Below are 13,880 nucleotides of genomic sequence, written 5' to 3'. Positions count from 1 at the left end.
TTTATTGATGTTTTTATGAAACAAATAGACATCATCAAAACCTACAGTCAAAAGCGTTGTCTTATTGTCGATGACAACCCGGATGTTCGTACTTCCCTAAAACGTATTTTGGTGGATTTCGGTTGTAACGATGTCGATACTGCTGGACATGGCGATGAAGCCATAGAATTAAGCGAGCGCCACCACTATGACATAGTGCTTGCAGATTATAATCTTGGTAACGGTAAAAACGGACAGCAACTATTAGAAGAATTACGCTATCAAAGCCTTCTTAAAAACACCTCGATTTATATTATGATTACCGCAGAATCAGCGGTACAACACGTTATCCATGCACTGCAATTTCAACCAGACGATTACCTACATAAGCCTATTCAAAAGGAAAGTTTGCGACCGCGTCTAGACGCAATATTACTGAAGAACGAAGCGCTAATAGAAGTGAAAGAAGCACTCGACCAACGCCAGCTCAATAGTGCGGTCAAAGCCTGCCGTAAACTTCTAGAAAAGGATAGTAAACATCATAATGATGTTAATAAAATGCTGGGTGAGTTACTTTGTCAGCAGGGCTTATTTGAACAAGCATTAAAGATCTACAGCCATGCACCCACCAATAAAGTCGCCCTTTGGAAACAATTAGGCCAAGCCAAATCGTATATTGGATTAGAAAAGTATGATCAAGCAAAACAATTACTGCTGCAGATTATTGAAGATAACCAATATTGTGTTGATGCCTATGACTTACTCGCTCAGGTATACGAGGCCAACAAAAAATATGGCCAAGCGCAAGAAGCCTTAGCCACGGCAATAAAAATTTCTCCTATATCCGCCCCAAGACAAAGAGAAATGGGCCGCGTATGTCTGCATACAGGAGATAACAATGTGGCAGCTCACGCCTATCGCGCCGCTGTTAAATACAGCAAGAACTCGTGCCAAGAAATGCCTGAAGATTACACTAATCTTGCGCATGCACTGAGTATTACCTTACCCAAAGCAAGCGACCCTCAAGCAATGATTAGTGAAGCATTTGACACCCTGCGTCAGCTAGAAAAAAAATATGGTAAACAACTCATCGCTAAGGTTCGTCGATTGTTGATTGAGGCAGACCTGCATAGATTTACAGGTAAGCAACAACAAGCCGAACAAGCTGATGAAGCTGCATTGCAAGCATTTGAAAATATTAAATTCAGCGTTGTTGATAACACCTCAGCACAACTTTCCATCAACTGCGCTAAAGCTCTTATGGAACGGGGTAGATATGACGAAGGCGAGCGCTTATTGCAGGAGCTAGCCCAGCGCAATAATAACCCCAGGCTTGCGATTAATATAGATAAGCTGCTGCGTGAACCAATCACTAAAGAAGGCATTGCCTACGCTGCAAAACTAAATAAACAAGGCATCAACTTTCATAAGAAGAATCAATTTGATAAAGCAGTAGCATCATTTCAGCAAGTGCTAGACGAATTGCCTAATCACATTGGACTCAATTTAAATCTAATACAATCTTCTATTAGCAAAAGTAATGATGTGCCACTGAACTCCAAAGAACTATCTCTAATTGGCAGCAGTTTTCAACGTATAGGGGAAATACCAGAGGGGTCACCCTATAAACAGCGCTACGATTATCTTATCAAGCGTTACCAAAAACTTGCGCAGTCGAAAGCTTAATTGAACAAGCTGTATATTGAAGTGTTAAGGCTTAAATTTTAACACAATCGAATTTACGCCCAGTTTTTTATCTATTTCTTTTTTCTGCCTAAGTAAGGTGTTTTTTTCAAACTTGGGGCCAACATAAAGACGTGTCCTCGCCCCTTTACTCGTTTTAACATTCTCCGTATAAGCGGCATAGCCTTGTTTAATCAACTGGTCGCGTCGTGCAATTGCTTTTTCTTGATCGATAAAACTAGCAACTTGTAATACCCACCCCTTGGGCACCCCTTGCGCATCTAGATATTGCGACGTCGAGCTGAGTTTTTTAGCATCAGGTTTTGGTGTACTTGTGGGTTTGGCAAGGACTGTCGGCTTGGGGCTCGGTTTTGTAGCAGCAGTTTCGGCAGTAGAAGAAAGCTCGACGTCGGAATCCTGTAGCTCATTTTCATCAGGCAGATACATTTCAGCAGCATCTTTTGCGGTCGAGTTCACCTTAGGGGGCTCAGCTTTTTCCACACTTAACGGGTCAATCTGTGGTGCTGGTGGAATTACGGTTATCTTGCTGACGGGTTCAATGCGCTCACGATCAAAAAATACTGGGACAAAAATAACTGCCAATGCCAGTAGTACAAACGCGCCAACTAAACGCTGTTTTAATCCGTCATCCATTAGTAGAGCCTATTTAGTGGAACCTATTCAGTAGAACTTATTCGATTTTACTATTTTCTAGAAAATCATGGGCCAGTGATACTGTTATAAAAGATCCAAATACAACAATAAGTGGTTTTTGATCACCCGTCTGTGTTTTTTGTAATGCGTGGATCATTGCATCGTCAACATCACTACATTGCACCACATTTTTATTATCAATACCAAGTGCAATTAGTGTATCAGCTAGCATATTACTTTTAGCCGAACGCGGCATATCTTTAAATTCACAGGTAATCCAGTTATCAATCATTGGACACAGTGGGCTCAAGGTTTGGGCAATATTCTTATCTGCCATCATGCCAACAACAGCAATTGAGGGCCTTTGGTTAACACGCGTAAGATTATCAACTAACAAACGAGCAGCTGCCGGGTTGTGTGCCACATCCATCACAAGCTGACAAGATTTAAAGGTGATGGTTTCAAAACGGCCGAATAAGCTAAGTTGCGATAAACTTTGTGTAAGCCCTTCTTCATCCGGTAAAACATTTAAGAGGCATAACACCTGCAGCGCAGCGGCAACACTATTAACAGGCAACGAGGGTCGTTGCACGCAAATACTTTGCACTTTATGCATTGAATTAGTGAAGGTAAACCTTACGTCTTGGCCATTATTTTCATCCATAGCTGAAAATGCATGGTTGATATTAGCGGGCTTAACCTCCATCGAGGTAAAAATTGCTTCCATATTTTCAGTAGGCTTGGGCTCTGCACACACACAAGCAACGTGTGACCTTAATATACCAAGTTTTTCTACTGCAATTTTCTCCCTGGTATCTCCCAACCATGCTTCATGATCTAAGTCTATTGAAGTGATGACAGCCACATCAGGGTCAATGATGTTAACCGCATCAAGTCGTCCTCCTAAACCTATTTCTAACAGCCAATAATCAAGTTCATTATGAGCAAAAATATAAAGGGCAGCTAAGGTACCAAATTCAAAGTAGGTCAGACTTATCTCAGCTCTTGCTTGATCAATCAACGTAAAAGTATCGCATAAGGTTTGGTCATCGATTTCACATCGATCAAGTCGGATACGTTCGTTATAGCGAGTAATATGAGGCGAAGTATAGCTGCCAACACGATTGTGATTATCCGTTAGGATTTTTTCTAACGTAGCAATACAGGAGCCCTTGCCATTGGTTCCTGCAACAGTAATGACTTTGGCCCGGGTTTTACTGATACCCAACCTCTGAGCTACCTGCCGAATACGCGACAAGCCAAGGTCGATTTCACTTGGATGGAGAGTCTCCATCCAAGTGAGCCAATCAGTGAGCGTAGAAAATCGAGCTTGCGACAAGATAATGCCGTTAGGTAATTTCTAAAATGGGTTGCTGTTGATGTGTTAATTTAGCAACGATCGAGGCCAGACGATCACGCATTTGAGTGCGAGGTATAATTAAATCGATAGCACCATGCTCAAGCAAAAACTCACTTCGCTGGAAGCCCTTTGGAAGCTTTTGACGAATTGTCTGCTCGATAATGTTAGGGCCTGCAAAACCGGCTCTCGCGCCAGGCTCAGCAGCATTGATATCCCCCAACAGAGCTAGACTTGCTGAAACGCCACCGTAGACAGGGTCTGTCATGACGGAAATAAAAGGAATACCTTCTTGCTTCAAACGCTCAATAACAGCGCTGGTCTTAGCCATCTGCATTAAAGATATAAGCGCCTCCTGCATTCTGGCACCGCCAGTGGCAGAAAAACAAATATAAGGACTGCGTTCTTCTAAGGCCAATTGCGCAGCACGGGTAAAACGCTCGCCTACAACATAGCCCATAGACCCGCCATGAAAAGCAAACTCAAATGCACTGGCCACTACAGGCATCCCCTTTAAGGTACCTTTCATGGCAACCAAAGCGTCTTTTTCGCCGGTTGTTTTTTGTGCAGAAGAAAGTCTATCTTTATATTTTTTAACGTCTTTAAACTTAAGCCGATCCACTGGAACAACATCGCTTGCCAGCTCTTCTCGTCCTTCTTTATCAAGGAAAATATCGAGCCTACGACGAGCGCTAACACGCATATGATGATCACATTTGGGACATACATCCAAGTTTTTTTCTAATTCGGGACGGTATAACATCGCCCCACACTTTGGGCATTTTTTCCATACACCCTCGGGAACCTTGCTAGCACCGCGCGCATTTTCTGAACGCACGACTTTGGGAACAATTTTATCTAACCAGCTCATTGACTAACTTCTTAATATGTTAATTTTTTTAGTTTTGCTCATCGAGAGCACTTCTCATAGGTTCGATGATATTCTTCAGATCCTGGCAAATCTCTTGCGTATTACGATCGGCATCTTTCCCCATGGCATCCACCAAAACGCTGCCGACTATAACACCATCAGCCACATTGGCAATTGCCGATGCGGTATCGGCATCTTTAATGCCGAAACCAGCGAGCACGGGTAAGTCCGTATACTTTTTAATTTCCTGCAAGCGTTTCTCGACAGCATCGACGTCGATATGACCAGCACCTGTAACCCCTTTAAGCGATACATAGTACACAAATCCGCCGGCTAATGACACGACATCTTTAATTCGTTCTTCTGTTGTTGTCGGCGCCAGCAAGAAAATATTTTCCAGCGAATTTTGTACTAAATACTTGTTTAGCTCAGCAGATTCTTCGGCGGGCAGATCCACCGTCAACATGCCATCCACACCTACTTCAGCGGCAAGTTTTGCACACTCTTCATAGCCCATGCGCTCAAGTGGATTAGCATAGCCCATAATCACAATGGGAGTATGCTGGTTACGGGTACGAAATTCTTTCACCAAAGCGAAAGTATCACGCAGGCTGGTATTATGCGCTAGCGCACGTTCATGGCCACGTTGAATGGTTGGACCTTCTGCCATAGGATCAGAAAAGGGAATCCCCAATTCAATAATATCTGCACCTGCCTCTACCAGTGCATGCATGGCAGGCAAACTTACTTCTGGACGAGGGTCACCGTTGACAATATAAGTGACCAAGGCTTTACGATTTTGCGATTTTAACTCAGATAAACGCTGGCTTATTCTATTCACGATGTTTTCTCTTAAACCTCTATTCCATCCAGTTGTGCAACAGTAAGAATATCTTTATCTCCGCGACCAGAGAGATTAACAATAATGCTTTGATCTTTGCTCATAGTAGGCGCAAGTTTATGGGCGTAGGCAATCGCATGGCTTGATTCAAGGGCAGGCATGATACCCTCTACACGGGTAAGTGTTCTAAAGCCAGCCATAGCTTCATCATCGTTAATGGCAACATACTCAACTCGGCCAATATCTTTTAACCAAGAGTGTTCAGGGCCGACACCCGGGTAATCGAGACCTGCCGATACAGAGTGGGTTTCAATAATTTGGCCGTTCTCATCCTCCATTAGGTAGGTGCGATTGCCGTGTAAAATACCTGGGCGACCATCATTTAACGGCGCTGCGTGCTTGCCACTTTCAACCCCTAGACCACCCGCCTCAACTCCGTACATCTTCACGTCTTGATCATCAAGAAATGGATGGAACAAACCGATAGCATTAGAACCGCCACCGACACAGGCCACTAGAGCATCAGGTAACTTGCCGGTCATTTCTAAACTCTGACGACGGGCCTCTCGTCCAATAACACTTTGGAAATCACGTACAAGTTGAGGATAAGGATGTGGGCCGGCAACAGTACCGATAATATAAAACGTGTTGTCGACATTAGTTACCCAGTCACGCATCGCTTCGTTCATTGCATCTTTCAGAGTTTTTGAACCTGACTCCACAGGAACCACGGTAGCACCTAAAAGTTTCATGCGATAAACATTCAGGGCCTGACGCTTGACGTCTTCAGCGCCCATGTAAACTACACATTCTAACCCTAGACGAGCAGCAACCGTCGCACTGGCAACACCGTGCTGGCCAGCACCAGTTTCCGCAATAACACGAGGCTTGCCGGTATACTTTGCCAATAGTGCCTGGCCAATGGTGTTGTTAACTTTATGCGCGCCGGTGTGATTTAAATCTTCTCGTTTAAGATATATCTTTGCGCCGCCTAATTGCTCCGACCAACGCTCGGCATAATATAAAGGTGAGGGTCTGCCAACGTAGTGGGCAAGATCTTTATCAAACTCTTCTTGGAAGTCTGCGTTATTCTTCACTCGAGAATAAATGGCTTTCAATTCATCCAAGGCATGCATTAACGTTTCAGAAACAAAGCGTCCTCCATAAATACCAAAATGGCCTTTATCATCAGGAACCGCCGAAAAATCTATTTTTTCATTCACCTTTCAAAACTCCGGTTTTTGCGCGCGCAACAAATGCACTCACTTTATTTGCATCTTTAATTCCAGGTGCCTGCTCAACACCACCACTAATATCCACCCCGTAGGGTTTAGCACAGTCTATTGCTTGCTGAACATTGTCAGCATCTAACCCACCCGCCAGTACAATCGCTTTTTGTGTATCGTGGGGCACTCGTTGCCAATCGAAACTCTTACCGGTACCACCTGGCATATCTTTGACATAGGTATCCAATAAAATTCCGCAGGCACTGGGGTAGGCATTTATACGTGCAAGCACATCGAGATTCTCACTCATGCGTAAGGCTTTCATATAGGGACGCTGATATTGCTTACAGTCCTGCTCACTTTCATTGCCATGAAATTGAATTTGATGAATAGGCACATTGGCTAAAATGTTAGCGATAAAATCAGAGCGAGCATCCACAAAAAGCCCGACTACAGTAACAAAGGGGCCAACGGACAAAGCGATTTCTCGCGCAAGTGAAAGGTCAGACAAATAACGGCTACTTTTGGGATAAAACACCAAACCGATAGCGTCAGCACCGCTGCGCTCAGCAACGAGGGCATCTTCAACACGAGTAATACCACATATTTTAACTCTCAATTATTTCTCACTTCACTCTCAACGCGATTAATTTAGCAATCTAGTATTTTTTCGATTTTGTACCGATCCTTTCGTAGCGACGATGGTTGCTCAGTGGCTTGCCCATGTTCAATTTTCACTTTTAACACCGGTGACCGAATCGTTAAATACGACTAAATATAAGCAATTGATTCGATCTCGGCCAATTATAAACAGCTGCAGCTGGCTATAGAGAAAACAGCATTCATCATAGCAAGCGTCATTAACACAATAATCAAAAAAGGATAACCGTTCGATAAAAAGCCGGATAAACGCACCAGTGAGGGCGCCACAAACGTTGAAGATATTAACAGAATTTCACTTGTTTGTGAGCAATGGTCAAAGGGCGATAAGATGTGTTTAGCAGATTAACTCACAAAACATAAAAACCGAGCACATTTTAGACACTAAAACGAAGAGGTTAAGTTTTAGGGGGCAGGCCCAACAAAAATTGGCCCTGCCGGAGTTTGGGGCAAAGCAAACTGGGCATCGTAATCAACCTTGACGAGATACAATCCCCAAGGCTTGGCGGTAGGTGAGGCCCGTTTGCGATCTTTTAGCTGAAGTAGTTCCTCCACCCAAGCAGGCTCTCTAGCACCACGGCCTATATCCATCATAGTACCCACGATATTTCTAACCATATGATGCAAAAAAGCATTGGCTTTAACTTCCATGATAATAAAAGCACCACTGCGATAAAAACGCAAATTATAAATATGCCTCACTGGCACTCTCGCTTGACAATAGGCAGCGCGGAAAGAGGAAAAATCATGTTCACCCAACAGATATTGACCGGCTTCCTGCATACGCTCTATATCCAGTTGATAAGATGTCCAGGTGGTTGATTGATAAAAACAAGCAGGCGCCGTTGCAGCCGCATAGATGACATAACGATAGGTACGCGCCGTCGCGCTGAAGCGCGCATGGAAATCAGGGCTAACAGGCTTTGACCAGTGCACGCGTATATCAAAAGGCAACTGCGTATTGACTCCCTGCACCCAGGCTTTTGCCGGTCTTTGCGCCAAAGTATCGAAATGTACGACTTGCTCACTAGCATGCACCCCAGCATCTGTACGTCCAGCACATACCAGTGAAATAGGCTCATTCGCCACTTTAGATAGCGCTGCTTCTAGAGCTGCTTGGATTGTATTTGCGGTCGAGGCTTGCTTTTGAAAACCGTTAAAAGGCGCACCGTTATATTCAACCCCGAGGGCAACACGTTGCATATTATCGGGAAACTCTATTCCCGGCTTGATTTCACAATTACGGCTATACATAACTCTAAACGAAAAAAAACCTTGTTCGCTATGAACAAGGTTTTAGTGACTAAAATAAGATGCAGAAACTAGCTATCAATACGGGCTAACAAGTTTTCTGCTTCTGTTTTCTGCTGATCTGTGCCTTCGCCTACAACTTCTCGAATAATATCGCGAGCACCTTCTTGATCTCCCATATCAATATACGCTCTGGCAAGATCCAGTTTGGTCGCTACCTCATCACTATCGCTCAAGAAATCCAAGTCATCATCATCTAAGTCATCAGGATTAACTTCTGGGATCTCAAACTCAACATCAGAAGACGCTGTGCTAGGAACTTCGCTAATAGCTTGATCAAACATGTTGTCATCGCCCATGTCCGCAACATTGGTGTCGCCAGCATGGTCAGATTTTACCGTCTCCGCCATGGCTTCATCTTTCGCCAGATCATCTTCGAAATCATCAAAGTCTGTTACTGGCTCAGCCATAAGATCGTCAGTCCCACTAGCCCCCTCATCCATTCCGGAAGTCAACGCATCCAATTCTTCATCCAGAGAAGACAAATCTAGGTCGGCGTCGTCTGCTTCAAGGTCTAAGCTGTCTAGTGATTGGCTATCGCCAGCTGCGGCGCCACTAGCGATGTCATCTACCTCACTTTCTAACGACAGAGAACTATTGAGGATCTCATCATCGGACTCTGCCGATAATCGTTGCTCAATATAATCGTCGTTAAGCGCCTTATTAACTACGGTATCACTGGATAAATCGTCTTCAGCGTCTAAATCACTGTGATCGAGCCCGGTATCTAATTCAAATTCGCTTAAGTCATCGTCATCAGAGCTGGCTGCCAGATCCTCTTCTTGCATACTAAGAGGCGGCTCGCTGCGGATTAAGGTATCTTCCATATCCAAACCATCAGCAACTGAATAAGTGGAAGACTGCTGTTCTTCATCCCCTCCATCCAAAGACAAATCTAAATCCGCGTCTAGGGAAGCTAAATCAGATTCGAGCGACTCACTTAAAGACACATCCGAGTCACCGCCTAAATCAATAGAAAGATCATCGATATCTAACTCAGAGCTATCATCACCAGAGAAATCACCCAAATCAGTATCTAAGTCTAAGGACTCTTCGATACTTATATCTGCGTCTGCAGCGCCATCATCAGGTTTGCTGTAGTCTTTAATCTGAGTGACATCGTCATCATAATCAAGACCACTATTATTAGAGTCTAACGACAACTCGCTATCGAGTTCATTATCTAAATCCAACCCAGAATCCAGTTCAAAGTTGGGCTCACTTAAATCATCCTCAGTGGCTTTGTTTTCATCTGACTCATCGGGTAAGTCCAGCTCGAGGTCAAAAGAGGTTTCGCTATCATCACCTTCGGGGAGATCTAGGTCGAAATCCAAATCCAGCTCTTCGCCCTCAGGCGCAGCGTCAAAATTGATAGGGTCAGATCCACTATCTAAATCCACTAAGGCATCAGATGTGTCAGCACTGTCTCCGATACCAAGGCCATCGAACTCTAAGCCATCATCTTCAACGCTGTCGTCGCTGATACTTATATTATCGTCATCAGCGCTGAAACTATCGTCTAAACCACCGGCGTATTGCTGCACATCAGAAGTATCAAACCCTGTTTCATCAAAAGCGGCAATACCAGGAATAGTGTTACGTAGCTCCTCGGCTCGCTCGATATTAGCCGGGCTAGCAAATACCATTAATTTGGCATAATGAGGATCGAAGCTTTGAGCATCGCCCTGGGCAGAATAAACTTCTAGCAATTTAAGCCTGACTTCTTGGTCACTAGGGTCTTTGGTCAATACCTTGAGCAACATTTCTTCAGCTTGGTCATATTTACCATAAGCGATGTAAATATCTGCCTCTGCTACAACGTCTTCTGTTTGTTGCTCAGTCTCATCCGCGCTTTCTGGGTCTTCTTGCTCTCCTGCCTCAGCTAGAGAGTCGCTATCACCTTCATCAAAATTTGGAAGATCACCGTCTAAATCGAACTCATCTTCTTGTTCTAAAGCATCATCAGTTGCTTCAACGCCACCGTGATCTTGCATAAACTCATCAAAATCATCCTCATCTGAAGATTTCTTCTTAAGGAAAAAGAATACGCCAACAGCTAAGACAACAATACCTCCAACGAGGTACAAGATATTATCAAGAAGGATATCAACAATACTTTTCTCAACTGGCGGTGGCGGAATAACCACGCGCTTGGCCGCAGTAGTTGGCGTCGGCGTCGGCGTTGCTTCTTCAGCTAGATCAGTATTTTCCTCATCAAGACCTGCTTCTGCGCTATCACTGTCAAGTGCATCGCCATCGATAGCAGCACTATCCTCAACAGCACCTTCAACACCCTCACCTTCACTCGCACCCTCTGATCCAGCAACATCTCCACTTGTTTCGTTGCCAGAATTGTATGTATCTAAAAGGTCGTCGATGGACTCGCTACCACCAGAGGTATCCTCAGGAGCTTCTTCGCCAGTACCATCTGTGTTGTCAGTCTCAACCCCTGCCGCGGCAATATCATCTTCTTGCGCTGCTACTTCCTCAGCATTTTTCTTGGCCGCTAACTCAAGCGCTCGAAGGTTTTCATTGCTGACTTCAAGCATGCGCTCCATGGTTTCTATCTGCTCTTCTAGTGAAGAAACCTTCGATCGCAATTCAGTATTTTCTTTACCACTCTTATCAAGCTGCTCCAAAGTAATGGCCAGTTCATTTTCAAGGGCGTCAACACTGCTGTCTGCTGCTCCCCCACTCGAGCGGCCTTCGTTACTATCAAACGAATCATCAGGAGATGTAAGTTTAACTCGTCCTTCTACGTTACCAGAATCACTAGAGCCGCTATCGTAGACGTTAGCACCACTTAACTGGGCATCATCAACTTCGCCATCGCTACCAGACCAAACATTATTTTGAACAGAAACTTCACGTACCGCGTCACCTTGGTTTAAAGACGCCATTTCATCCGCATTGGGAATACGTAGAATCTGCCCCTTCTTTAACAGATTGATATTTTCATTAATAAACGCTTCAGGGTTAGCACGCTGAATCGCAATCATTGTTTGATATATGCTGACAGAGCGATTCGGACGCACTTGCGTGGCGATCTCCCATAGAGTGTCATTGGCCTGGACACTGTATGAGTCTCCCGTATACGAAGGAGTCACAGGGGCTTGAGAAGGACGTGGAGGTGCATCCTCAAAAGATGATCGATCATTTGATGCTGGCGCCGTTGACGTTTGTTTGGTTGGCGCTGGTGGCTGGTAACGAGGTGTTTGTGCTGTCTGACTAGTGCCGGTATTTCTAGTAGTAGACTGCCTAACTGGAGGAGCATCCTGATTAGCATAGACAGGAAGATCCATAAGCAAGGTATATTCGCGCAGCAGCTTACCACTGGGCCATTGCACTTGAACAATAAAGTTCAAAAACGGCTCACGCACTACTTTTCTCGATGATACGTTAATTGTTGGGCCACTAGGATCGTCAAGATCAATATCAAACTTAATATCGCTGAGGAAGAAGATTTTATCGACACCAATGCGGTCGAAATCTTCTCGTGAGGCGATACTCACGCGAATTTCAGTGGGCGTTAAATCTCTTACCTCAAACAACTCAATCTGAGCTTGCAGTGGTTGATTTAGTGATGACTCTAACTTTATTTTGCCTACGCCAAGTGCTAAAGCATTAGACGCCAGAAACGTAAACAATACGCTGGCCAGCAAAATTATCGAACGGTGACCCATAGGAAGATCCTTGTTTAAATTATAATCAGGCCTGCTTTGTCTAAGAAGAAGTCTTGGATCAGCGACTTCATCCACAAAGCCAAACCTCGAATAATCTTTCAGTATTGGTCGTAAGTATTCATTATAAATAGGTTTTTTTCAACTTATTGACTGAGATATTAGCTGTGATTACGACCCATTAAAGCCTTGTTTTTGAAAATCCTCACATTTCATTGATCAATAAACAATCTTATTACAATGTTTTTATAGCAAGCATCATAAATATAGTTTTATCAAACGATAGATTCGATTAAGAAAAACTTAGCAACAAATTCTCATTTTGGCGTGATTTTCTTACAAAAACTTCAGTAGTAAAAATGTACAGAATGAAAAGGCAGGCTCCCTGCCCCACACGCTGGTGCAAATATAGGGCAGAGTTTTAAATAATCAAGTATAGGCGACGGCAGCCAACTAGATTTATAAGAAATTAATCTCCATATGGGATAAACACCTCTAGTTTTCCAGCAGAATTTTCAACATTCTTCTAAGCGGTTCGGCTGCCCCCCATAAAAGTTGGTCGCCCACGGTAAACGCGCTCAGATATTGCTCTCCCATATGCATTTTACGCAGACGTCCCACCGGAATATCTAACGTACCGGTGACCTTAGTTGGAGTCAGTTCTTGTAAGGTAATATCGCGGTCGTTAGGCACAACGTTCACCCATTGGTTAGCATTTTGGATAATGTCGCTAAGCTCATCAATAGGCACATTTTGTGTAAGTTTTAAGGTGAGTGCTTGGCTGTGACAACGCATGGAACCGACGCGCACACAAATACCATCGATAGGAATTACGGCATCACTATTGCCAAGAATTTTGTTGGTTTCAACTCCCCCTTTCCATTCCTCACGGCTTTGGCCGTTATCCAGTTGACTATCGATATAGGGTAGCAAACTACCTGCCAGCGGCGCGCCAAATTTATCGATACTCAAGCCCTCTCTCATCGCAGCAGCAACTTTACTATCAATATCAAGTATCGCAGATGAGGGGCTCGCAAGTTCCGGAGCAACACAGGCATTAAGCTCACCCATTTGCACAAGTAACTCGCGCATATGCTGAGCCCCAGAGCCACTAGCAGCTTGATAGGTCATAGCGCTCACCCACTCAACCAAACCGGCATTAAACAGGCCTCCAAGCCCCATTAGCATCAAACTAACAGTACAATTACCACCGATATAATTTTTAACGCCGGCTTGCAAACCTTCACGAATAACTTTGTCGTTAACCGGGTCGAGTACAATAATCGCGTCATCTTTCATTCTCAGCGAAGAGGCAGCGTCGATCCAGTAGCCCTTCCAGCCGTCATTGCGCAGTTGAGCAAACACCTCGTTAGTGTAACTGCCGCCTTGGCAAGTCACGATGGCATCTAGGGTCTTCAACTGTTCCAGATCGTAGGCGTCTTTTAGTGTGGGAATCTCAACACCAATATTTGGCCCTTCACCACCAACATTAGATGTTGTGAAAAAGATAGGGTCAATATCAGCAAAATCATTCTCTTGCTGCATTCTTCCCATCAAAACAGAGCCAACCATACCGCGCCAGCCGACAAAACCTACTCTCATTTAAATACCCCCCAAA

At 44.2% G+C, this 13,880-nt stretch carries 10 protein-coding genes; 1 reads left to right on the top strand and 9 read right to left on the bottom strand.

The window, feature by feature from the left end:
* Positions 1-15: 15 nt before the first annotated feature.
* Positions 16-1,665, top strand: coding sequence for a tetratricopeptide repeat-containing response regulator (locus BVC89_RS11380; protein ID WP_086931301.1), 1,650 nt, complete (start codon positions 16-18; stop codon positions 1,663-1,665).
* A gap of 24 nt (positions 1,666-1,689) precedes the next feature.
* On the opposite strand, the gene BVC89_RS11375 is transcribed toward BVC89_RS11380, so the two are convergent.
* The 9 genes from BVC89_RS11375 to asd form a co-directional block, all read right to left on the bottom strand.
* Positions 1,690-2,316 carry an SPOR domain-containing protein gene (locus BVC89_RS11375; RefSeq protein WP_086931300.1) on the bottom strand — a complete coding sequence of 209 codons (627 nt, stop codon included), beginning with the start codon at positions 2,314-2,316 and terminating at the stop codon, positions 1,690-1,692.
* A 37-nt stretch (positions 2,317-2,353) separates the two neighbouring features.
* Complete coding sequence (locus tag BVC89_RS11370; RefSeq protein WP_158657884.1) at positions 2,354-3,655, bottom strand: bifunctional folylpolyglutamate synthase/dihydrofolate synthase; 1,302 nt, start codon at positions 3,653-3,655, stop codon at positions 2,354-2,356.
* 10 nt (positions 3,656-3,665) lie between these two features.
* Positions 3,666-4,544: an acetyl-CoA carboxylase, carboxyltransferase subunit beta gene (gene accD, locus BVC89_RS11365; protein ID WP_086931298.1), complete on the bottom strand. Its 879-nt coding sequence runs from the start codon at positions 4,542-4,544 to the stop codon at positions 3,666-3,668.
* A gap of 28 nt (positions 4,545-4,572) precedes the next feature.
* Positions 4,573-5,385, bottom strand: a complete 813-nt coding sequence (gene trpA / locus BVC89_RS11360; RefSeq protein WP_086931297.1) for a tryptophan synthase subunit alpha — start codon at positions 5,383-5,385, stop codon at positions 4,573-4,575.
* A gap of 11 nt (positions 5,386-5,396) precedes the next feature.
* Positions 5,397-6,608, bottom strand: coding sequence for a tryptophan synthase subunit beta (gene trpB / locus BVC89_RS11355; protein WP_086931296.1), 1,212 nt, complete (start codon positions 6,606-6,608; stop codon positions 5,397-5,399).
* Entirely contained in the window at positions 6,601-7,230 is a 630-nt protein-coding gene (locus tag BVC89_RS11350; protein ID WP_086931295.1) for a phosphoribosylanthranilate isomerase, read from the bottom strand. The genes trpB and BVC89_RS11350 overlap by 8 nt, the downstream gene beginning before the upstream one ends.
* A gap of 446 nt (positions 7,231-7,676) precedes the next feature.
* Complete coding sequence (truA, locus tag BVC89_RS11345) at positions 7,677-8,525, bottom strand: tRNA pseudouridine(38-40) synthase TruA (protein ID WP_086931294.1); 849 nt, start codon at positions 8,523-8,525, stop codon at positions 7,677-7,679.
* A 68-nt stretch (positions 8,526-8,593) separates the two neighbouring features.
* Entirely contained in the window at positions 8,594-12,340 is a 3,747-nt protein-coding gene (locus BVC89_RS11340; RefSeq protein WP_158657883.1) for a FimV/HubP family polar landmark protein, read from the bottom strand.
* A 417-nt stretch (positions 12,341-12,757) separates the two neighbouring features.
* Entirely contained in the window at positions 12,758-13,864 is a 1,107-nt protein-coding gene (asd, locus tag BVC89_RS11335) for an aspartate-semialdehyde dehydrogenase (RefSeq protein ID WP_086931292.1), read from the bottom strand.
* Between the last annotated feature and the right edge of the window lie 16 nt (positions 13,865-13,880).

Source organism: Agarilytica rhodophyticola, assembly GCF_002157225.2.
GTDB lineage: Bacteria > Pseudomonadota > Gammaproteobacteria > Pseudomonadales > Cellvibrionaceae > Agarilytica > Agarilytica rhodophyticola.
This window is presented reverse-complemented; position numbering and strand designations above follow the sequence as displayed.